Genomic DNA, 20553 nt, shown 5'->3' with positions numbered 1-20553 from the left:
CGAGGTACCGCACGAACAGGAGCCGCTCGTGACGACCCAGCCCGCCAGCCCAGTCCAGGCGCCCGCCTCCGCGGGCCCCACGCTCGTCGAGCCGGAGAGGGAGGTGGTGGACGGCGTCGTACGGCAGGTCGTCATGCCGCCGTTCGCACCCGCGGTCACGAGCGGCTCACTCGGCGACATCCCCTTCAACAACGCCGTCGAGGCGCCCTTCGAGGCGGTGCTCAGCCGGAAGCAGCCCGACGGGACCTGGCGGGACGTGACCGCCTCCGAGTTCGCACAGGAGGTCCTGAACCTCGCGAAGGGGCTGATCGGTCTCGGTCTCGATGCAGGGGACCGCATCGGCATCATGGCCCGCACCACGTACGAATGGACCCTGCTCGACTTCGCCGGCTGGGCCGCGGGGCTTGTCACCGTGCCCATCTACCCGACGTCCTCCGCCGCGCAGGCCCGCTACATCCTCCAGCACTCCGGGGCGCGCGGCTGCGCCGTGGAGAACGTCGAACAGTCGCGGTTGCTCGCCGCCGAGCGGGAGGCCATGCCCGCCCTCGAACACCTCTGGCAGCTCGACACCGGTGCGCTCTCCCAGATCGCCGGAGAGGGCCGGCACCTGGACGACGAAGCGGTCGCGGAGCGGCGCGGGCTCGTCGGCCCGGAGCACATCGCGACCCTCATCTACACCTCGGGCACGACGGGGCAGCCCAAGGGCTGCGTCCTGACCCACGGCAACTTCTTCGCCGAGATCGACAACGACATCGAACTGCTGCACCCCGTCTTCAAGTCCGTCAGCAAGGACCCGGCCTCGACGCTGCTGTTCCTGCCGCTCTCGCACGTCTTCGGGCGGATGGTCGCCGTCGCGTGCATGCGGGCTCGCGTACGGCTCGGGCACGCGCCGAGCATCCAGACCGAGGAACTCCTCGCCGATCTCGCGGGCTTCAGGCCGACGTTCCTGCTCGGCATCCCCTACGTGCTGGAGAAGGTCTACAACACCGGACGCGCCACGGCCGAGAAGATGGGCCGCGCCTCCTCCTTCGACCGTGCCGCGCGCATCGCCCGCCGCTACGGCGAGGCCGTCGAGGAACAGGAGCACGGACGCGGGAGCGGTCCCCGTCCCGCTCTGAAGGCGGCGCGCGGCCTGTACGACCTGCTGGTCTACCGCCGCATCCGCGCGGCGCTCGGCGGGCGCTGCCGCTACGTCATCAGCGGTGGCTCACCGCTCGGTTCGCGTCTCGCCGCGTTCTACGAGGGCGCCGGGATCTCGGTGTTCGAGGGCTACGGGCTGACGGAGACCACCGGCGCCTCCACCTGCACCCCGCCGCTCAAGCCCCGCCTCGGCACGGTCGGCTGGCCCGTACCGGGTACGGCCGTCCGCATCGCCGACGACGGGGAGGTGCTGCTGAAGGGGGCGCACGTCTTCGGCGGCTACTGGGACCCGCGGCGGAAAGCGGCCGTCCCGGACACCGGGGACGACGGATGGTTCGCGACGGGTGACATCGGCACCCTCGACGACGAGGGCTATCTGACGATCACCGGCCGCAAGAAGGACCTCATCATCACCTCCGGCGGCAAGAACATCGCCCCGGCACCCCTGGAGGACTGGCTGCGCGCGCATCCGCTCGTCAGCCAGTGCCTCGTCGTCGGCGACGACCGTCCGTACATCACCGCGCTGATCACCCTCGAACCGGACGGCCTCGCCCACTGGCGGCAGATGCACAAGAAGCAGGACCTCACCCCCGAGCAGCTTGTCGAGGACGGCGATCTGCTCGCCAACCTCCAGCAGGCGGTCGACGAGGCGAACCGGATGGTCTCGCGCGCCGAGTCGATCCGCCGCTTCGCGGTCCTACCGCACGACTTCACGGAGGAGGGCGGGCATCTGACGCCGTCGCTGAAGCTGAAGCGGGCGGCGATCGTCCGCGACTTCGAGCGGGAGATCGCGCAGCTCTACGAGCGGTGACGCGGGCCGGCGCCGGCACCCGATGCGGGCGCCGAGCGGAGCGGCGTCCCGGGGGCTCCCGTGAACGGGGAACCGTGGGCGGTCGTCAGCAGGTCCGGGCCGATCGGCCCGGACGGGAGCGGCCCGGAACCGCTCGACGCGGACGGGCTCGACGCGGACGGGCTCGACGCGGACGGGCTGCCCGGCCCGGCCCGCGTCCTCGCGCTCGCCCGGACGGGTCCGCACCCGCGGCACTGCGGTGCGGCTCCGGAGCGCGCGCCCACCGCCCTAGGGTGAGTGCATGACCTCCTCATCGGAATCCGCACTCTCACAGGAGCACGCCTCGCTGCCGCGCGTCGAATTCGGCTTCCCGGGGCCGCTCCGTGAAGAGCTCGTCGCCGCCGTCCTCCAGGGCCGCAAGACCGCGACCACGAGCCTGCTGCGCGAGTACCGGCACGACGGGGAGCCGCTGCCCGAGGCCGGCTCCCGGGCCGTCGTGATCGACTCGGCCGCGACTCCCGTCGGCGTCATCGAGGTCACGGATGTCCGCGTCGTCGCGCTGTCGGAGGTCGACCTCGCGCACGCACGCGACGAGGGGGAGGGCCACGAGTCCGTGGCCTCCTGGCGTTCGGCCCACGAGGAGTTCTGGCACAGCGCCGAGATGCGCACGGCGCTCGGCGACCCGGAATTCACCGTCGACGACGCGACCGAGGTCGTCCTGGAGCGCTTCCGCCTCATCGAGGGAATCCCCGGCTACCGGCCCCGCTGACGTGCGCTCGTGCGCAGGTCGGCGGGGCCGGAGGTCCGTCCCGGGCGAGGTCGGTCCCGGGCGAGCTCCCCGCCGGCGGTGATCCGTGCCGGCGGGGCTTCGGGCGGGGCTCAGCTGCCGCAGTCGCCCTGCGCGGGCTCGTCCTTGAAGCGGTCGGAGAGCCAGTTCATCGCCGGGATGGAGGCGAGGACCGCCGTGGCCGCGTGCGGGGAGAGCGGGAAGCTCGTCCACTCGACGGTGTTGCCCTTGGCGCACCAGTCGGCGCGCAGCTGCTGCCCGACGTCGTGCGGAATGATCTCGTCGGCCTCACCGTGGTAGAGGTACACGGGCGCACCCGGTGCCTTCGTGCCGAGCTTGTCCTCGGCGAGGCGCTGCTGCCAGTCCGGTTCCTGGTTGGGGTCCTTGGTGGTGACGTCCTCCACGGACTTGTTCGCGCCGGCCTCCTGCGCCTCGGCGAGACAGCCCTCCTTCATGATCCCGGTGATCCGCCTGCCCTCGTCGTTGAGGTAGCCGTCCAGGCCGAGTTCGGGGTACGCGGCGTCGTGGCCGATGGCCGACATCAGCACCAGCCCGGCTTCCTCGTCGCCGTCGTTGTACTCCGCGACCTTCGGCAGATCGGCCGGGACGCCGCCGCTCGCGGTGCCCTTGACCTTCAGCTCGGGGGCGTAGGAGGAGGCGAGTTCCGCCGCCCAGCCGCTGGCCTGCCCGCCCTGCGAGTAGCCCATGATGCCGACAGGCGAGTCCTGCGTGACTCCCAACTCCTGTGCCTCGGGCAGCCGCTGCGCCGCGCGTGCCGCGTCCAGCACCGCGGTGCCGGCGGCCCGGCCGACGGTGTAGGTGTGCGTGCCCGGTGTGCCCAGCCCTTCGTAGTCGGTGACGGCGACGGCCCAGCCGCGCAGCAGGGCTCCTTCGATCAGCGGGGCTTCCTTTGTCTTGCCCACCGGGAAGTTCACGGACGGCGCGCACTGGTCGGCGATCCCGACGGTGCCCACCGCGTAGGTCAGCAGGGGACGCGGGCCCTCACGGTTGTCCTTGGGGACGAGGACGGTGCCGGAGACCGTGTTGGACTTCCCTTTCGCGTCGGTCGAGTTGTACTGGATCGTCCAGGCGTGCGTGGGGATCGGTACGCCCGGAAAGACCTGGAACTCGCTCGGTTCCGCGCTGACGACGTCACCGGGCTGCCCGGCCGCGGCGGCGCCGCGCGGCTCGGAGGCGGACGCGTCACCCGTCGCCGCGGCGGCCGGGGCGGCGGCGCCGCCCGAAACGCACAGAGCGGTCACCGCCGTCGCCGCGATGACCGCTCTGATTCTGGCTCCTCCGGTACGAGGGCCTCTTCTTCGGATGGGGATCTGCATGGGGGGTCTCCCAACGGTTCGAAGAGCTGGGCTCGTTGGGATGGAACGTACTGACCCGTCAGTATCTCGGGAAGGGGTCGCGTAGTAAGTGCGCACCCACGAGACAACGTTGTACTCCGCGGACAGTCACGTCACGCGGCGGCGGAGCGGCCGCGACAGTCCCTACTTGTCCCTGGCGCCGCAGGAGTCCCTCTCGAACCTCTCGAACTGGTCGGTGGACGGCTTGTACTTCTGCTCGAAGCTCGCCTCTTCGGCGAGCTCGGGGAAGTAGTCCCGGAACTTCGAGCGCCAGTCCTCACGGAGGAACTTCTTCAGCGCGCGGTTCAGCCTGCGGCAGTCCGAGACCTGGCCTTCGTGCAGGCCTATGCCGTACCACTCCAGCCGCCCGATCTCGATCCCGGGCACGACCTTGACGTCGTCCGAGTACTTCTTCGCATGGGCGAAGCCCTGGAGCAGGATCTCGTCCGTCCACACCGCCTGGAAGTTGCCGTCGACGAGGCCCTTCACGCACTCCTTGTAATCGGTACGGGTGCTGGGGATGACGCCGTTCCCCAGCGCCTCCTTCGCCTCCTTGCGTGCTCTCTCGTCCTCGGGGTTGTCGGGATCGGACGTCGAACCCGAGGCGGTGCACACCCGCTTGCCCTTGACGTCCTCGAGCTTCTTGATGCTGTCGTCGTCCTTGGCGACCAGCAGCCCCTGATACGTCTTGAAGTACGGCGCCGTGAAGTCGACCTTCCTGTCGCGCCCCGGCGTGATGCTGTAGGTGGCGGCGACCATGTCCCTCCCGCCGTTCTGGAGAATCGTCTCGCGCCGCAACGAGGGGAGGTCGAGCTTCTCGGCGCCCTTGAAGGGGGTGTACTCGGCGAGCTGGTCCACGAGGGCGATCTCGAAGCCCGCGTAGTCGTAGCCGCTGCGCGTGCTGAAACCCGGCTGCCCCTTCTTGACGCCGACGATCACGGAGCCGTCGAAGATCGTCGGACGCTTCTGCGACTGTGAGGGCTTCGGTTCCGGGGCCTTGGCACGCTCCTTGTCGCAGGCTGCCGTCGGTATCAGGGCGAGCACCGCCAGACACAGAACCGCACGGCGCAGACGTGTGCGGCGACCGGCGTGCATCATCGCGTCCTCCTCCTGATCAGTGGTAGCCGACCTGCTCGGGCTCGAGCGCCAGACGACAGCCCCTTGTCGTGATCACCTTGATCTCGACGGAGACTTCGGGGCCGACGACGTGAAGGGGCAGCACCGCCGAGACCTTGTCGTCCATGGTTGTGGTCACGCTGTTCCTGAGGTCCTCGCCGCTGAACTCGAGGCTGCCGAGGGAGATGCACGGTGAGTGTCCGCCGCTCCCGTCCTTCACCGAGAGAGTGACGCTCAGTTCGTCGTGGAGGCCGGGCCCGCTGCTCACCCGTAACTCGGTGGTGGCTTCGTCGCCGAGGCCGGTGGCCCGTGTCAGCTCCGACTCATCCGTCACGTCCTCGCCGAGTGCACCCATCACCAGCCACAGGGCGAGCGAGGCCACCACGGCGGCGGTCAGCAACGCCAGCAGGAAGACCTGCAGTTGCCGCATGACGACGAGGCGGTCCTCCCGCCTGGTGACGCCGCCCGCGTGGGCCAGGGGGAAGATCGCGGTGAGGACGGCCACCACGGCCACCAGGTCGTGCTTCGTACGCAGGGCCAGTGCGGCGGCCGCGAACGGGATCAGCAGCGCGACCAGATAGAAGACGAACAGCCACCGGTGGTACCGCTTGCTCTCGGAAGCCGAACTCGTGGCCTCGTCCCCCGACGGGGGCAGCATGTCCCCGATCAAATGCCCCCCCAAGCACGTGAGTTCGATGGAGGGGCCAGAATGCCACAGAAGACGACATCGCAGCGCTGCCCTCATGAAAACGGCATATACCAAGGGACAGCGCTGCGGCGGCGGGACGGCCGCGTCGCCGGGGAAGCGCTTGCGGTCAGAACGGCCGGTCGCCGGCGATCGCGGCGCGTTCCGCGACCCTGCGGTGCGGGGCGTAGTCGTCGACCGCGTAGTGCTGTGTCGCGCGGTTGTCCCAGAAGGCGACGTCGCCCGCCTGCCAGCGGAAGCGCACCTGGTACTCCGGCACGTGCGCCTGCCGGACGAGGAAGCTCAGCAGACGGTCGCTCTCCTCGCGGTCCATGCCCACGATGTGCGTCGTGAAGGAGGTGTTGACGAAGAGCATCCGGCGGCCCGACTCGGGGTGCGTGCGCACAACAGGGTGTTCGACGGGCGGGAACTGCTCCTGCATCGGGATCAGCTTCTCCGGGCCGTAGAAGCGGGCGAACCCCGGGATGAAGTCGTGCACAGCAGTCGCACCGTCGATGCGTGCCTTCACCGTGTCCGGGAGGTTGTCGTACGCGGCGGCCATGTCCGCCCACATGGTGTCGCCGCCGACGGGCGGCACCTCGTGGAGCTGGAGCACGGCGCCGAGAGCGGGCCGTTCGCGGAACGTGACGTCCGCGTGCCAGACGTTCTCGAAGGTCGGCGCGCCGCTGCCGCCCTTCTCGAACCGGACGACCTCGGCGGAGGAGCCGCGCGCCAGCAGCGGGTTGGTCTCCAGTTCGCCCCAGTTCGCTGCGAACTCGCGCTGCTGCTGTGAACTGAGGCCCTGGCCGCGGAAGAAGAGCACCTTCCACTCCAGGAGCGCCCTGTTCAGTTCCTCCCGCAGCTCGGGCGTGAGAGGCAGGGACAGGTCGACGCCGCGGACCTCGGCGCCGATGACGCGGCCCTGCGGCACGAGCTCGAAGAGCTCGTAGGGCAGGTCGGGCGTGCCCTCCGGCAGGCGGCGCAGCGTGCGGCGGCCCTCGTACATGCCGTCGGCGGGGACGCAGGCGTCGCGCAGGACAGGGGTGGGTGAGGAGGTGACGGTCATGGGTGATGATCCTTCGAAGTCGGCGGTCTGCGGGGGAAGTCGGCGTGCGCACACCCGCTTGTGCCACGCGTGCTTGTGCCACGCGTGCGTGCACTGCCATGCGCGCGTGCGCGAGGCGAGACGCGCTAGCGACCGGACCGCTCACACCCGCGCCGCCACGGCACGCAGAAGCGTCCGAGAGCGGCGGTACGGGTGCGGGGGATCATGACCGTATTCTGTGCGCGGCGCCTCGGCGACGTCAACGCACGCCCGCGATGCGGACGCACATGTGAGACGCCGCGCAGCGACGCACGGGCCCCGTGGGCGCGGGCCGCTGCGCCCTGAGGCCGGGGGCGCCGGAGCTGTGACCGGCGCCCAGGAGCCATGACTTGGGCACGGGCCATGACTTGGGCACGGGGCCATGACTTGGGCACGGGCTACGACTTGGGCACGGGGCCGATCGAGCGTCCTGCCCACTCCGGCGCCTTCTCCGTCAGCGACTCGAAGCGTTCACGTACCGCGTCGGGGAAGGGCGCGGCGCGGCCCGCCGCCTGGTCCACGTGGATCATCAGCAGCTCGGAAGTCGCGACGGGTTCCGCCCGGTCCGCGGCGCGCATCTCCAGCACGAGCCGCACCTTCTTCGCGTCGACGCCCAGAATCCGCGTCCGCACGGTGAGTTCGGTGCCCTCGGTGACCTCGCGCAGATAGCGGACGTGGGCCTCCGCCGTGTAAAGGGAGCATCCGCTCTCCCCGCGGTACTGCTGGCCCATGCCGGTCTCGATCATCATGGCGTCCGTGGCGTGCCCGAAGACGAGCACGTAGAACGCCTCGTTCATGTGGCCGTTGTAGTCGATCCACTCCGGGCGCACTGTCGCCGTGTGGTCCGGGATCGGCCCGCCGTGTACGGAACCGAAACCGGAACCGAAACCGGAACCGAAACCGGAACCGGGAACCGGCGCGGTCGCGCCCGCCTCGTTCGGCAGCCCGGCCGGCGGCTCGCTCTGGGCCGCTGCCTGCGTCTCGGTCGTCTCGCCCTGATCGGTGCTCACGTGCTCTCTCCCTCGGCTGTTGAGTCTCCTCGGTCCTTGTGCCCGCCGTTGCCCTGCGGCAGACGGCCCGTCGCCCGGAGCACGTCGATGACTCCCTGGTCGCGCTCGGCGACGAGCTGGGCGATGGAGCGGCCGGCGGCCGCCTCTTCGCAGCCCTCGACCATGGCATCACGCAGCGGTGCGTCGAGCTCCGGTGCCTCCAGCCTCGTCCAGGGCGACTTCAGCGACGGGCCGAAGTGGTCCAGCATGTGGGCCATCCCGCCCTCACCGCCCGCGAGCGCGAACGTGAGGCAGGGCCCCATGAACGCCCAGCGCAGGCCGGGGCCTTCGGTGATCGAGGCGTCGATGTCGCGCACGGACGCCTCGCCGTTGGCGACCATGTGCAGCGCCTCGCGCCACAGCGCCTCCTGGAGGCGGTTGGCGATGAAGCCCGGCAGTTCGCGGTCCATCGTGATGACGGACTTGCCTGCCAGCTCGTAGAAGCGCGACGCCCACCCGACGGCGCCCGGGTGGGTCGACTCGCCGCCGGCGACCTCGACGAGCGGGATGAGATACGGCGGATTGAAGGGATGGCCGACCAGCAGCCGCCCCGGGTCCGCGGCCTCGCCCTGCATATCGGTCATGGGATAGCCGGAGGTGGAGGAGGCGATGACGACACCCGGCCGGGCGGCGGCGTCCAGTTCCGCCAGCAGCGAGCGCTTGAGCTCCAGCTTCTCCGGTGCGCTCTCCTGCACGAATTCGGCGTCGGCGACGGCGTCCCGGAGTTCGGGCACGACGGTGAGCCGTGCCGGGGACGCGCCTTCGGCGAGGCCGAGCTGCTCCAGGGCGGGCCAGGCGGCGTCGACCAGGCGGCGGAGCTTCTGTCCGGCGTCGGGCGCCGGGTCCCAAGCGGTGACGTCGTAGCCACGGGCCAGGAAGTGCGCCGCCCAGCCGCCGCCGATCACGCCGGCACCGACGCAGGCGACGCGGCGCACGGCCTCGGGCGGGCAGACGGCGGCGAATGCGCCGGGGGAGGGTGCGGTCATGGTGGTGGTGTCCTCACGGTCTCTGCTGCGGGAAGTCTGCTGTGGGAAGGAGGGGGGAGGCGCAGTTGCGGCAAGGGCGGAGCAGCCGGCCGACCGGGCCGCAACGTGCGCCCTGCGACCGGGAGTTGTGCTCCGGGGCCGAACGTGCGCCCTGCGACCGGGAGTTGTGCTCCGGGGCCCAACGTGCGCCCTGACACCGGGAGTTGTGCTCCGGGGCCGAACGTGCGCCCTGACACCGGGAGTTGTGCTCCGGGGCCGAACGTGCGCCCTGACACCGGGAGTTGTCTCCCGGCCCGGCCCGGCCCGGCCCGGCCCGGCCCGGCACCGCGCGTCGCGGGGTGCGGCTCAGGCGCGGGGCTTCAGCCCGAGCCGTTCGCGGGCCTGGTCCGGTGTGGCGACCTGCGCACCCAGCAACTCGGTGATCTGCACGGCACGCTCGACGAGTTGGCCGTTGGTCGCCTTGACTCCCCTGCTGAGGTAGAGGTTGTCCTCCAGGCCGACGCGTACGTTGCCGCCGAACAGGATCGACTGCGCCGCCCACGGCATCTGCATCCGCCCGAGCGCGAAGCTGGCCCACTGGGCGCCCTCCGGCAGCATGTCGACCATCGACTTCAGCACGCCGGGCTCCGCAGGCGCGCCCCACGGGATGCCCATGCACAGCTGGAAGACAGTCGGGTCGTCCAGCAGCCCCTCCGCCAGAAGCTGCTTGGCGAACCACAGCTGGCCCGTGTCGAAGATCTCCAGCTCCGGGCGTACGCCCAGCTCCTGGATGCGCTTGGCGCCCTCGCGCAGCATGTCCGGCGTGGAGACGTAGAGGTTGCTGCCCTCGCCGAAGTTGAGCGAGCCGCAGTCGAGGGTGCAGATGTCGGGGAGCAGGTCCTCGACGTGCGGCAGCCGTTCGATGCCGCTGACGAGATCGGTGCCGGGCAGGTGCGTGAGCGGGTTCTCAGGGTCGATGACGAGGTCGCCGCCCATGCCCGCCGTCAGGTTGATGACGACGTCGGTTCCGGTCTCCTTGATCCGCTCCACGACCTCCCGGTACAGGCGGGGGTCGCGGGCGCCCGCGCCGGTCTCGGGGTCGCGCACGTGGATGTGCACCACCGCGGCGCCCGCCTCCGCGGCCTCGACGGCGGAGCGTGCGATCTGCTCGGGAGTCACCGGGACGTGCGGGCTGCGGCCGACGGTGTCGCCGGCGCCGGTGAGCGCGCACGTGATGATGACGGAGTCGTTCATGGGCATGGTCTTCCTCCGCTGCTGGGGCCTGACGGGACGGGGACTCGGTACGGGACTCGGTACGGGACTCGGTACGGGTGCGGGCGGGCCGGATCGGGGTGCCGGCCGAAAGGATCGGATGAGTCGGACGAGAGGGACGGGACGAATAAGTCGGACGGGTCGGGCGGGCTGGGGCGGCGCCGGCTACGGGGCGGGCTTCGCGGCGAGCTCCGTCCCGATGTGGGCGAGGAGTACGGCCCGCATGGTCTCGACGCCGTCCCCCTGGCCGACGGCCGCGCCGTCCCCCTGTCCGGAATCGCCCGGGGAGGGGGCTGTGGCCAGTGCCTGGGCGGCGAGACCGTCGATGAGCGCGGTGAGGTGCACGGCTGCGAACTCCGGGTCCACGTCGCGGAACACGCCCTGCGCGATGCCGCGGCGGATGACGTCGGCGACGGTCGTGCGCCACTGCCGGTAGTAGTCGACGTGAAGCTGCCCGACGGCGGTCGAACGGGCCGCCTCCGCCCACAGGTCGAGCCAGACCAGCCACTGCCGGCGCTGCTGCGGGCTGGAGGGGATCTGCAGTTCGATCAACTGGCGGAGTTCGTCCGCCGCGTCGCCGGCCTCGGCGGTGCGGGCGGCACGGCGCGCCGTGTCCTCGTCCATGCACCAGCGGATGGCGGCCTCAAGCAGATCGGCACGGCCGGGGAAGTGGTAGTGGATGGCTGCGGTGCTCGTCTCGCAGGCCTCGGCGATGTCGGAGACGCGGACGGCATGGAAGCCGGATTCGGCGACGAGGCGCACCGTTTCGCGGACGATCTGCAGCGGCCGGCCACCCGCGGGCGCCGCGGGGACGGTGCTGTCGCCCCCGTGGCCGTTGCTCCGCCGGGGGCCGGTGCGTGCGCCTGCACCGCCGACGCCCGAACCCAGCAGCCACGCGGCGTCCACGTGGCCCGCGTCGGCGATGCGCGCCAGTTCCGCGACGGTGAAGCGCCGGCTGCCGCCCAGGGAGCGGGAGAGCTTCGAGGGGTCCATGACGATCCGCCGCGCGAACTCCCGCTGGCTGCAACCGGCTTCGCCGATCACCTGCCGTACGCGTGCCGAGACGTCGCCGACGGCGTCCGCGACCCGGCTGCCCGGTTCCTGCTGCATGTGCGTCACGGTACGAGCGTGTTGAGGAAAACGCAACACTGCATCGTCGTTTCCATGGAAAAGTAAAGGTGAAGGGCCGTTGTGATGCTGACTGGTGTGCCGGTCAGTAGCGCAACGCCCGCTCGCGGTGCCACCGGCACCACCGGTGCCTCGCCGGTCCGTCCGGGATCGGTGTACAACCCCCGCACCGCCTGGCAGGTCTCCTCTGGTGGATCTGCGGACGCCGCTGATCCCGATCGACCGACCATCGACCGGGCAAGACCAATGACCATGACTGGGGGAACAGTTATGCGTTCCAAGAGTGCCGCTCTGGCAGCCGTCACCCTGTTCGTCGCGGGCACCGGCCTGCTGGCGACCGCGGGCTCCGCCTCCGCGGCGACGACGGCCACCGGCGCGACGCCGAGTGCGGCCACGGCGGGTGCAACCGCCGGTCCCGCGAGCCCCGCACCGAAGGCGGCCTACAACGGGGCGTGCGGTGCCGGGTACTCGGTGGTGAACTCCGCCGGTATCGCCGACCTGGGCACCGTCTTCCTGACGTACAACTCAAGGACCGGCAAGAACTGCGTCGTCACCGTGCGCAACGCGAAGGACGACCCGATCCACATGGCGGCATCCGTTCGCGTGCTCCTCGACGACGAGGAGACCGAACCCGTCGTCGACGAGGGCGAGTTCACTACCTACGCGGGTCCGGTGTACGTGGAGAAGGGGGCCGGGCACTGCATCGAGTGGAGCGGTGTCATCGGTGACGAGGAGTACTACAACAGCGGCTCGAACTGCGGCGTTCTGAAGTAGCGCGCGGACGCCCGTCCGCCGCCGGGCGGGGCATTCACGCGAGCGGTGTGAGGCCCCGCGAGGCGCTCGCACGGTGCTGAGACGTCAGGGGCGGTTGACCTGGGGGAATGGTCAACCGCCCCTGACCGTGAGGGACTTGGAACCTGCTCCCTTCGGCCGGCCGTCGTGCCCTCACCCGTTCTCGCTGTTCCCGCCGCTCTCCGGGGCTGTCGCCAGATGATCGCCAGGGGCTGTCCGCCGGACAGGCCCTAAGGCTGCTTCCAGGTGTCGAGAGCCGTGCTGAAGACCTTTTCCTTCTTGGAGTCCCAGAGGCGGTGCCTGGCCTCGAAGTAGATGGTGTATTCGGTGCCCTTGTCGTCGATGTACGCCTGCTGGACGACGTGCATCGTCTCGCCGGAGTCCGGCGTGTAGACGAACTCCCAGCGCGCCCCCGCGTGTCCCTGGAACGTGACGTGCGCAAGGCTGATCCGCTCGTAGCCGTTGGACCCCTGCATCGCCTCCTCCATCTCCAGGAACTTGATGAAAGAGGCCTTCGGCGCGCCGGGCACCTCGCTGACGTGGAGGTACTCGTCACCTGTCGGCGGCAGATAGCCGATCTGGTTGGGGCTCAGTTCCCTGCGCTCCCAACCATCCATCACGGCAAGGGAGAAGCCCTTCTCGTCGATGACGGTGTGGAAGCCGGCGGGCAGTCCGTCACCGGGGGATTCCTCGGGAGGCTTGGGCTTCGGGGGTGCGCTGGTGGCGGGCTTGCTCGTGGTGGGGCTGGGGGACTCGGTCTTTTTCTTCTTCTTGGGCTTCGGCGACGCCGCCTCGGACGTGACCGAAGGCTCGGGGGAGGCCCCCGTGTCGACCATCTTGTACTGCGAGACCTGATTGTCGGCCGCACGGTTGTCCCGGGCGTCCTCACGGTTCATCAGAATCCCGGAGGACGTGCCCGCACCCACCAGGAGGGCCATGACGCCCAGGGTGATGCCCAGCCGGACATAGTTCGTCCTGGTGCGGAATTTGAACGGTGGTGGCGGCGGTGGCGCCGTGAGTGGATACAGGGCGCGGTCGCATCCCGCGCATGCGTCGGCCGTGGCCGGCGATCTGGTGCCGCAGTGCGGGCATGTGGTCAGCATGAGCAGCTCCCGTGCTCCGAGCGTTCCCGATGGTCCCCTTAACCCGGTGCCTGACAGACGGTACTGCGGCGGCCACAATTTGCCCCCGGCGCGGACGCACTTTTAGCACACACGTACAGACCCTGAGCAGGGCAACTTCCGTACATGCGGGGGTATTCGGTGTCAATCGCGGCGACTGCGCGAGGGGCCGCGCCGGGACCGTGAGGGCGGCGGGCACGGCAGCCGGCCCGGCCCCGCCCCTCCCTCCTCGGCTGCGCACGGCCGCTCCGCCGCGCATCCGGAGCCGCCGTCCCCGGCACCGAGGTCCAGGCCCCGCGGACCGCTCCTGCGCGGAGGACGGGGAGGACGCGGAGGACGCGGGCAACGCGGTGAACCCCGCGGACGCCGCGGCACAGCGGCACCGCACGGCAGGAGCCCCTGCCGGCAAGTCCGGCAGGGGCTCCTTGGGTGTTACGACTCAGGTCACTGAGGGGTGACGTTCTCCGCCTGCGGCCCCTTCGGACCCTGGGTCACGTCGAAGCTCACGAGCTGGTTCTCCTCCAGGGAGCGGAAGCCAGTCGCGTTGATCGCGGAGTAGTGGACGAAGACATCGGGACCGCCGCCGTCCTGGGCGATGAAGCCAAAGCCCTTTTCAGCGTTGAACCACTTGACGGTTCCGGTAGCCATAAGCCCTCCTTGGGCCTATAAGGGTCGCCCTGCTCCCAGAACCCCGCTAAGAAGTCTCTGAAAACGACGAGAGCCTGCGGTCACATGCTCCGCAGGCTCTGTACTGCAAGGAAACCAAACTGCAACTTGCTGCGAGCCTAGCACGGTGCCGCGTGGCGCGGAAGGGTGGACGATCTCGGCCGTGCGCTGCTGGGTTTCCCCGGCGGCCGCCCCCCGGGGAACGGGCCTGTGCCCCCGGACCGGGGCTGTGCGGGCCCCTCCCGGGCTCCGGCGTACGCTCCGGGGTGTGACTGAGTTCCCGACTGTTGCCAGATCCCGCCCGCGTGTGGGGCACATCCAGTTCCTCAACTGCCTCCCGCTGTACTGGGGCCTTGTTCACACCGGCTCCCTGCTCGATCTGGACCTCACCAGAGACACCCCCGAAAAGCTGAGCGACCAGTTGGTGAACGGGGATCTGGATATCGGCCCCATCACACTCGTCGAATTCCTCAGGAATGCCGATCAGCTCGTCGCGCTTCCGGATATCGCGGTGGGCTGCGACGGTCCGGTGATGTCGTGCGAGATCGTCTCGCGGGTGCCGCTGGAGCGGCTGGACGGAGCGAAGGTCGCGCTGGGCTCCACCTCGCGCACGTCCGTACGGCTGGCCCGGCTGCTGCTCTCCGAGCGCTTCGGTGTGCGGCCCGACTACTTCACGTGCGAGCCGGATCTGGAGCGGATGATGGGCGAGGCCGACGCCGCCGTCGTCATCGGCGACCTGGGGCTCCGCGCATATCTGCGCAACCTGCCCGAGCCCGGTCTCGAGGTCCACGACCTGGGGCAGCTGTGGAAGGAATGGACGGGCCTGCCGTTCGTCATGGCGGTGTGGGCCGTGCGCCGGGACTACCTCGCGAGGCACCCGGAGACGGTGGAGGAGGTCCACCGCGGCTTCCTCTCCTCCCGCGACCTGGCGCTGGAGGAGGTCGCCAAGGTCGCCGAGCACGCCGCGCGCTGGGAGGTCTTCGAACCACCGGTGCTGGAGCGGTACTTCACCACCCTCGACTTCCGCCTCGCGAGCCGGCAGCTGCAGGGCGTCGCCGAGTTCGTGCGCCGCACCGCCGCCACCGGCGACTATCCCGCGGACGTGCGCGTCGACCTGCTGCACGAGCCTGCCGGGCGCTGAGGCCCGGGGGCGCTGGCCGAGGCCGCCACACGCCCCTGGCGTACGCTGGCCTGGCAAAGGAATGCCGCCAGCCACCCCCGGAGGGACGCCCCGGTGCCCGAAACCGCCGACCGTCAGGCCGTTCTCGACCGCGCCGCCGAGGGCGGCCGTATCACCCCCGAGGAAGCGCTCGACCTCTACCGCTCAGCTCCGCTGCACGCCCTGGGCGCGGCGGCCGACGCCGCCCGGCGCAAGCGCTACGCGGGCACCGAGCACATCGCGACGTACATCATCGAGCGGAACATCAACTACACCAACTCGTGTGTGACCGCTTGCAAGTTCTGCGCCTTCTACGCCTCGCCGAAGAGCGACGACGTCTGGACGCGCGACCTCGACGACATCCTGCGCCGCTGCGCCGAGACGGTCGAACTGGGCGGCACCCAGATCATGTTCCAGGGCGGCCACCACCCGGACTACGGGGTGGAGTACTACGAGGAGCACTTCGCCGCCATCAAGGAGCGCTTCCCGCAGCTCGTGATCCACTCGCTCGGCGCGTCCGAGGTGGAGCACATGGCGAAGATCTCCGGCGTCACCCCGGAGGAGGCGATCCGCCGCATCAGCGCCGCGGGCCTCGACTCCTTCGCGGGCGCCGGCGCCGAGCTGCTTCCGGCGCGGGCGCGCAAGGCCATCGCGCCGCTCAAGGAGTCGGGCGAGCGCTGGCTGGAGATCATGGAGACCGCCCACAACCTCGGCGTGGAATCCACCTCGACGATGCTGATGGGCACCGGCGAGACCAACGCCGAGCGGATCGAGCACCTGCGGATGATTCGCGACGTGCAGGACCGCACGGGTGGCTTCCGCGCCTTCATCCCGTACACGTACCAGCCGGAGAACAACCACCTGAAGGGCCGGACGCAGGCCACGCTCTTCGAGTACCTGCGGATGATCGCCGTCGCGCGGCTCTTCTTCGACAACGTGGCGCACATCCAGGGCTCCTGGCTCACGACGGGCAAGGAGGTCGGCCAGCTCTCCCTGCACTACGGCGCCGACGACCTCGGCTCGGTGATGCTGGAGGAGAACGTGGTCTCCTCCGCGGGCGCCAAGCACCGCTCGAACCGGATGGAGCTGCTCGAACTGATCCGTTCCGCGGACCGGGTGCCCGCGCAGCGCAGCACGACGTACGAGCATCTGGTCGTCCACGAGGACCCGGCGGACGACCCCTCCGACGACCGCGTCGTCTCCCACTTCTCCTCGACGGCGATCGAGGGCGGCAGCGCGCATCCCGAACTCAACCTGATCGAGGCTAAGTAGTCCCCGGCCGCCGCCGCGCGCCCCCGGCGGCGCGTGGCCGTGCGGTACGGGCCACAATGGGGACGTGACCCGCGCATCCCTGGACAAGCAGCCGCACGAAGTCGCCGCGATGTTCGACGACGTCGCCGCGCGGTACGACATCACCAACGACGTGCTCTCCCTCGGGCAGACACGGCTGTGGCGGCGGGCCGTCGCCAGTGCAGTCGACGCGCGGCCGGGTGAGCGCGTGCTCGACCTGGCCGCCGGGACGGGCACCTCGTCACAGCCGTTCGCGGCGGCGGGCGCGTACACGGTGCCCTGCGACTTCAGCCTCGGGATGCTGAAGGAGGGCAAGAAGCGGCTCCCGTGGATGCCGTTCACCGCCGGCGACGCGACCCGGCTGCCCTTCCGCGACGGCGTGTTCGACGCCGTGACGATCTCCTTCGGACTGCGCAACGTGCACGACACCGACGGCGCCCTGCGGGAGCTGCACCGCGTCACCGCCCCGGGCGGCCGCGTCGTCATCTGCGAGTTCAGCCATCCCACTTGGGCGCCGTTCCGCACCGTCTACAGCGAGTACCTGATGAGGGCGCTGCCGCCGGTCGCCAGGGCCGTCTCCTCCAGCCCCGACGCGTACGTCTACCTCGCCGAGTCGATCCGCGCCTGGCCCGACCAGCCCGCGCTGGCGCGCCAACTCCAGCAGGCGGGCTGGGAGAAGGTGGCCTGGAGGGATCTGACGGGCGGTGTGGTGGCCCTGCACCGCGGCGTACGTCCCCAGGGCGCGTCCGCAAAGTCCCGTCTGGACCGCGGGGCGCTGTGACAGTCCTGCCTGCCGGGCACGCGACGGGGGCAGGCGCATGGCGACGGGGGGCGCAGAGGCCCGCACTACGGCGTCCGCAGTGAGCCGTCCAGGGACTTCATCAGGTGTGCGACGCGGCTCCGTCCCGTGGGGGCGAGGGGGTAGCGACCGAGGACGTCGATGAGGACGGGCGTCGCGCGCTGACGCGCTCGCCGGATCATCGCGTCCCCCACGCAGGGGTCGTCGCCGGCGCGCAACTCGGCTGCCCGCGCCGCGCTTGCGGCCGCCCGCAGGATGTGGCCGACCTGGGTCGCTTTCGCAAGCGGATGCAGGTACGCGGCGGCCGCCGCGTCGCCCGCAGCACGCGCGGCATGGGCGGCGGCTTCGCCGGCGGCGGTTCTCGCCGCACGGTGCGCGTCCAGCGAGGCGACGCGCTGAAGCCTTGTCCGTGGAGCGCCGTTCGTGAAGGTCCATGCGGCCTCGACGGCGGTGCGAGGCCGCGCGTCTTCGGGATGAGCGTCCTCGAAGACGTCGAGGACTTCCTGCGCGCTCTCGACCGCGTAGCGGGCCACGGCCCGCAGTTCGTCCATCGTCAGCTCGAAGTCGCCCGGTCCGGTCGGCACGTGCCCCATCCTTGCCGGTGTGCCTGCGGCGGGGCCACACCATACTGGCGGGGCGGAAGCGCCCCGTGAACTGTCCCAACGCGGCGCCGGTCGGGGAGCCCATTCGAAGGGGCGTGCAGGAGGTCCCGGCACGGCCTCTTAGACTGCAACTGCCCAGTACCCAGCCTTTGCGGGAGTCCTTGTGACTGACACCGTCACCTCCGAGCGGACCGCCGATGTGATCGTCGTAGGTGCCGGCCCCGCCGGGGCCACCACCGCCTACCATCTGGCCCGCAGCGGCCTGGACGTGCTGCTCCTGGAGAAGACCGCCTTCCCCCGCGAGAAGGTGTGCGGCGACGGCCTCACGCCGCGGGCCGCGAAGCAGCTCGTCGCCATGGGAATCGACATCTCCGAGGAGGCCGGCTGGCTGCGCAACAAGGGGCTGCGCATCATCGGCGGCGGACAGCGCCTCGAACTCGACTGGCCGGAGCTGGCCACCTACCCCGACTACGGACTCGTGCGCAAGCGCGACGACTTCGACGAGCAGCTCGCCCGGCAGGCCGAGAAGGCCGGCGCCCGCATGTACGAGCGCTGCAACGTGGGCGAGCCCATCCTGGACTCCGCGGGCCGCATCACCGGTGTCCACGCCAAGCTCGGTGAGGAGAAGACCCCGGTCACCTTCCACGCGCCCCTCGTCGTCGCCGCGGACGGCAACTCCACGCGCCTCTCCCTCAAGATGGGCCTGCACAGGCGCGAGGACCGTCCGATGGGCGTCGCCGTGCGCACGTACTTCACCTCGCCGCGCCACGACGACGACTACCTGGAGTCCTGGCTGGAGCTGTGGGACCGGCGCGGCGCGCAGGACCGCCTGCTGCCCGGTTACGGCTGGGTGTTCGGCATGGGCGACGGCACGAGCAACGTCGGCCTCGGCGTCCTCAACACCTCGGAGGACTTCAAGGAGCTGGACTGGCGGGAGATCCTCAAGGCGTGGACGGCTTCCATGCCGGAGGAGTGGGGCTACACCCCGGAGAACATGACGGGCCCCATCCGCGGTGCCGCGCTCCCCATGGCCTTCAACCGGCAGCCGCACTACACGCGCGGTCTGCTGCTCGTCGGCGACGCGGGCGGCCTGGTGAACCCGTTCAACGGCGAAGGCATCGCGTACGCCATGGAGTCGGGCGTCATCGCCGCGGAGACGATCGTCCAGGCGCACGCGCGTGCCACGCCCGCACAGCGCGAACTGGCCCTGCGCCGCTACCCGAAGATCCTCAAGGAGACCTACGGGGGCTACTACACGCTGGGCCGCGCGTTCGTGAAGCTGATCGGCAACCCGAAGGTGATGAAGGTGGCCACCGAGCGCGGCCTCTCCCACCCGCTGCTGATGCGCTTCGCGCTGAAGATGCTGGCGAACCTGACGGACCCGTCGGGCGGCGACGCGATGGACCGGGTCATCAACGGCCTGAGCAAGGTCGCTCCGCGCGCCTAGCGTGCGCGGGTCCGGCGCCGATCCGGCGTGCGGTGCGATCCGGGGCGGCCGGCGTTCAGGCCGCCCCGGTCCTTTGTCACGCGGCAGGCAGCGTGTCTCCCGTGTGCGATGCCCGCCGCAGCAGTGCCGAGCCCAGAGACCCCAGGGTGTGATGGACGCTTGCGCCGGCGCGGTGTGAGGTGATCAGACCCGCCTCCCGCAGGATCGTGGTGTGGTGGGTGGCCGTCGCCGGTGAGATGTTGAGGCGGCGGGCCAGTTCCGACGTCGTGCAGCCGGAGGCCACGACTTCGAGTGCCGCCGCGCGGGTCCGCCCGAGCAGCGCGGCACACGGGCTCTCCTCGGTGTCCGTCTTCGGGCGCACCTTGAAGTCCGCCTCGTCCCATCCCGGCTGGTGCTCGACCGGGTAGACCAGGACCGGCTGGAGGGACACCTCCCGCAGCGTGACCGGATTGCGCCGGCAGAAGAACGACGGGACGAGACGCAGACCGCGCCCGCCCAGCGGAACGTCGCGGTCCACGTGAGTGCCCCGTACCTCCAGCACGGGAGGTTCCCAGCGCAGCTTCGGGTGCAGTCCGTCGAGCAGGTGCTCCACCCCGCCGTTCAGCACGCGGTGGGCCCGCTCCGCGCGGTCGGCCTCCAGATGGCCGCGGATCTGCGTGTGGTACGGAGCGATCGCCCGAGCGTGGTAGCTGCTGATGGCGTCGGCCAGGCGCTCCAGGCCGCGCGGGCCGACATCTCTCGCCCACTCCGGGACATGGCGGTTGACGGCGAGCCTGCGCAGGTCCGTGCCGAGCCGCTCGCGGGAAGTGGACAGCAGGGCTTCGAGCCCCGGCTCCAGCCCGTTCGCGGACTCGGCGGGAGTGAGGAAGTCCGGTGAGTATCCGCGGGGCGGTGCGAGCACGCAGAGGAGCTGCCCGACCCATGCCGGGACCAGCGCGCGCGTGCGCTTCCTCCACTTCCCGAAGATCGATGTCCCTTCCCGCTCCTGAAGTACGTGCAGGCTGAGCAGCGTCTCCCACAACGGGTCGGGCGCTCCTGCCACTTGAGTTTTTGCCAGGTCCTCTGTCTCGAAGTGGATGCGGATGGGCATGGCTGGTACCTCGTTTCTGTCCCCCGTGGCCCCGAAGAGGACGAGCTCTTCGGGGGTTCTTGCCTGTTCAGGATGCAGGGCCCGGTCTTTTCGCTGTCAACTTCCTGTTTCAGCCAGACCGTTCGCGACCTGCACTTTTCGAGTCAGATCGAAGGTGTTTGGGTGCGCGGGTGCTTTCCGCCGAGTGTTGGGAGCGAACGGACCCGGGCCGATGTG

Annotated in this window: 20 protein-coding genes; 8 read left to right on the top strand and 12 right to left on the bottom strand. The window is 70.5% G+C overall.

Features of this window, described 5'->3' with window-relative positions:
- The first annotated feature begins 28 nt into the window (after positions 1-28).
- Genes EV375_RS15560 through EV375_RS15550 form a run of 3 tightly spaced genes read left to right on the top strand, consistent with a single transcriptional unit; the run spans position 29 to position 2699 of the window.
- Positions 29-1951, top strand: a complete 1923-nt coding sequence (locus EV375_RS15560) for a long-chain fatty acid--CoA ligase (RefSeq protein ID WP_486588496.1) — start codon at positions 29-31, stop codon at positions 1949-1951.
- A 60-nt stretch (positions 1952-2011) separates the two neighbouring features.
- A complete protein-coding gene (locus EV375_RS15555; protein ID WP_130299962.1) occupies positions 2012-2227 on the top strand; it encodes a hypothetical protein in 216 nt (71 codons plus the stop codon).
- A gap of 4 nt (positions 2228-2231) precedes the next feature.
- Complete coding sequence (locus EV375_RS15550; protein ID WP_130299961.1) at positions 2232-2699, top strand: ASCH domain-containing protein; 468 nt, start codon at positions 2232-2234, stop codon at positions 2697-2699.
- A gap of 110 nt (positions 2700-2809) precedes the next feature.
- On the opposite strand, the gene EV375_RS15545 is transcribed toward EV375_RS15550, so the two are convergent.
- From EV375_RS15545 to EV375_RS15510, 8 genes are all read right to left on the bottom strand, one after another.
- A complete protein-coding gene (locus EV375_RS15545; protein ID WP_130299960.1) occupies positions 2810-4054 on the bottom strand; it encodes a lipase family protein in 1245 nt (414 codons plus the stop codon).
- A gap of 162 nt (positions 4055-4216) precedes the next feature.
- The gene (locus EV375_RS15540) at positions 4217-5170 is read right to left on the bottom strand and encodes a transporter substrate-binding domain-containing protein (RefSeq protein ID WP_130299959.1); all 954 of its coding nucleotides are present in this window, start codon (positions 5168-5170) and stop codon (positions 4217-4219) included.
- A gap of 16 nt (positions 5171-5186) precedes the next feature.
- Positions 5187-5846, bottom strand: coding sequence for a hypothetical protein (locus EV375_RS15535; protein WP_130299958.1), 660 nt, complete (start codon positions 5844-5846; stop codon positions 5187-5189).
- 157 nt (positions 5847-6003) lie between these two features.
- Positions 6004-6939 (bottom strand): TauD/TfdA family dioxygenase, encoded by a 936-nt coding sequence (locus tag EV375_RS15530; protein ID WP_130299957.1) that lies wholly within the window; start codon positions 6937-6939, stop codon positions 6004-6006.
- 416 nt (positions 6940-7355) lie between these two features.
- Complete coding sequence (locus tag EV375_RS15525; protein ID WP_486588739.1) at positions 7356-7808, bottom strand: thioesterase family protein; 453 nt, start codon at positions 7806-7808, stop codon at positions 7356-7358.
- Positions 7809-7963: 155 nt separating this feature from the next.
- On the bottom strand, positions 7964-8992 hold the full coding sequence (locus tag EV375_RS15520) for a 3-hydroxyacyl-CoA dehydrogenase NAD-binding domain-containing protein (RefSeq protein WP_130299956.1): 1029 nt from the start codon (positions 8990-8992) through the stop codon (positions 7964-7966).
- Positions 8993-9337: 345 nt separating this feature from the next.
- The gene (locus EV375_RS15515) at positions 9338-10231 is read right to left on the bottom strand and encodes a beta-keto acid cleavage family enzyme (RefSeq protein WP_486588495.1); all 894 of its coding nucleotides are present in this window, start codon (positions 10229-10231) and stop codon (positions 9338-9340) included.
- A gap of 177 nt (positions 10232-10408) precedes the next feature.
- Positions 10409-11353 (bottom strand): TetR/AcrR family transcriptional regulator, encoded by a 945-nt coding sequence (locus EV375_RS15510; protein ID WP_130299954.1) that lies wholly within the window; start codon positions 11351-11353, stop codon positions 10409-10411.
- A gap of 288 nt (positions 11354-11641) precedes the next feature.
- Here EV375_RS15510 and EV375_RS15505 point away from each other — a divergent pair, with 288 nt between their 5' ends.
- Positions 11642-12145: a spore-associated protein A gene (locus EV375_RS15505; RefSeq protein ID WP_130299953.1), complete on the top strand. Its 504-nt coding sequence runs from the start codon at positions 11642-11644 to the stop codon at positions 12143-12145.
- Between the two features lie 248 nt (positions 12146-12393).
- On the opposite strand, the gene EV375_RS15500 is transcribed toward EV375_RS15505, so the two are convergent.
- Both EV375_RS15500 and EV375_RS15495 read right to left on the bottom strand, forming a co-directional pair.
- Positions 12394-13266 carry a hypothetical protein gene (locus EV375_RS15500; protein ID WP_130299952.1) on the bottom strand — a complete coding sequence of 291 codons (873 nt, stop codon included), beginning with the start codon at positions 13264-13266 and terminating at the stop codon, positions 12394-12396.
- 462 nt (positions 13267-13728) lie between these two features.
- A complete protein-coding gene (locus EV375_RS15495) occupies positions 13729-13932 on the bottom strand; it encodes a cold-shock protein (protein ID WP_028432886.1) in 204 nt (67 codons plus the stop codon).
- Positions 13933-14218: 286 nt separating this feature from the next.
- Here EV375_RS15495 and EV375_RS15490 point away from each other — a divergent pair, with 286 nt between their 5' ends.
- The 3 genes from EV375_RS15490 to EV375_RS15480 all read left to right on the top strand — a co-directional run bounded on the left by EV375_RS15490 (position 14219) and on the right by EV375_RS15480 (position 17180).
- Positions 14219-15091, top strand: coding sequence for a menaquinone biosynthesis protein (locus tag EV375_RS15490; RefSeq protein ID WP_130299951.1), 873 nt, complete (start codon positions 14219-14221; stop codon positions 15089-15091).
- Between the two features lie 93 nt (positions 15092-15184).
- Positions 15185-16381 carry a cyclic dehypoxanthinyl futalosine synthase gene (mqnC, locus tag EV375_RS15485; protein WP_130299950.1) on the top strand — a complete coding sequence of 399 codons (1197 nt, stop codon included), beginning with the start codon at positions 15185-15187 and terminating at the stop codon, positions 16379-16381.
- 64 nt (positions 16382-16445) lie between these two features.
- Positions 16446-17180 carry a demethylmenaquinone methyltransferase gene (locus tag EV375_RS15480; RefSeq protein ID WP_130299949.1) on the top strand — a complete coding sequence of 245 codons (735 nt, stop codon included), beginning with the start codon at positions 16446-16448 and terminating at the stop codon, positions 17178-17180.
- Between the two features lie 65 nt (positions 17181-17245).
- On the opposite strand, the gene EV375_RS15475 is transcribed toward EV375_RS15480, so the two are convergent.
- Positions 17246-17791, bottom strand: a complete 546-nt coding sequence (locus EV375_RS15475) for a putative immunity protein (RefSeq protein WP_207228133.1) — start codon at positions 17789-17791, stop codon at positions 17246-17248.
- A gap of 172 nt (positions 17792-17963) precedes the next feature.
- Between EV375_RS15475 and EV375_RS15470 the strand changes: the two genes are divergently transcribed.
- Complete coding sequence (locus EV375_RS15470) at positions 17964-19247, top strand: geranylgeranyl reductase family protein (RefSeq protein WP_055488008.1); 1284 nt, start codon at positions 17964-17966, stop codon at positions 19245-19247.
- Positions 19248-19323: 76 nt separating this feature from the next.
- On the opposite strand, the gene EV375_RS15465 is transcribed toward EV375_RS15470, so the two are convergent.
- Positions 19324-20337, bottom strand: coding sequence for a winged helix-turn-helix domain-containing protein (locus EV375_RS15465; protein ID WP_130299947.1), 1014 nt, complete (start codon positions 20335-20337; stop codon positions 19324-19326).
- Positions 20338-20553 lie beyond the last annotated feature (216 nt).

The organism is Streptomyces sp. CNZ301, assembly GCF_004217425.1.
Note: the sequence above shows the minus strand (reverse complement) of the source record. Positions and strands in the feature narration are given on the sequence as shown.

Bases quoted from the DNA above. Each gene is read 5' to 3' on its own strand.
- EV375_RS15535 (WP_130299958.1), bottom strand. From the start codon at position 5,846: ATGCTGCCCCCGTCGGGGGACGAGGCCACGAGTTCGGCTTCCGAGAGC.
- EV375_RS15500 (WP_130299952.1), bottom strand. From the start codon at position 13,266: ATGCTGACCACATGCCCGCACTGCGGCACCAGATCGCCGGCCACGGCC.
- EV375_RS15515 (WP_486588495.1), bottom strand. From the start codon at position 10,231: ATGCCCATGAACGACTCCGTCATCATCACGTGCGCGCTCACCGGCGCC.
- EV375_RS15530 (WP_130299957.1), bottom strand. From the start codon at position 6,939: ATGACCGTCACCTCCTCACCCACCCCTGTCCTGCGCGACGCCTGCGTC.
- EV375_RS15550 (WP_130299961.1), top strand. From the start codon at position 2,232: ATGACCTCCTCATCGGAATCCGCACTCTCACAGGAGCACGCCTCGCTG.
- EV375_RS15465 (WP_130299947.1), bottom strand. From the start codon at position 20,337: ATGCCCATCCGCATCCACTTCGAGACAGAGGACCTGGCAAAAACTCAA.
- EV375_RS15520 (WP_130299956.1), bottom strand. From the start codon at position 8,992: ATGACCGCACCCTCCCCCGGCGCATTCGCCGCCGTCTGCCCGCCCGAG.
- EV375_RS15505 (WP_130299953.1), top strand. From the start codon at position 11,642: ATGCGTTCCAAGAGTGCCGCTCTGGCAGCCGTCACCCTGTTCGTCGCG.
- EV375_RS15510 (WP_130299954.1), bottom strand. From the start codon at position 11,353: ATGCAGCAGGAACCGGGCAGCCGGGTCGCGGACGCCGTCGGCGACGTC.
- EV375_RS15475 (WP_207228133.1), bottom strand. From the start codon at position 17,791: ATGGGGCACGTGCCGACCGGACCGGGCGACTTCGAGCTGACGATGGAC.
- EV375_RS15540 (WP_130299959.1), bottom strand. From the start codon at position 5,170: ATGATGCACGCCGGTCGCCGCACACGTCTGCGCCGTGCGGTTCTGTGT.
- EV375_RS15545 (WP_130299960.1), bottom strand. From the start codon at position 4,054: ATGCAGATCCCCATCCGAAGAAGAGGCCCTCGTACCGGAGGAGCCAGA.
- EV375_RS15495 (WP_028432886.1), bottom strand. From the start codon at position 13,932: ATGGCTACCGGAACCGTCAAGTGGTTCAACGCTGAAAAGGGCTTTGGC.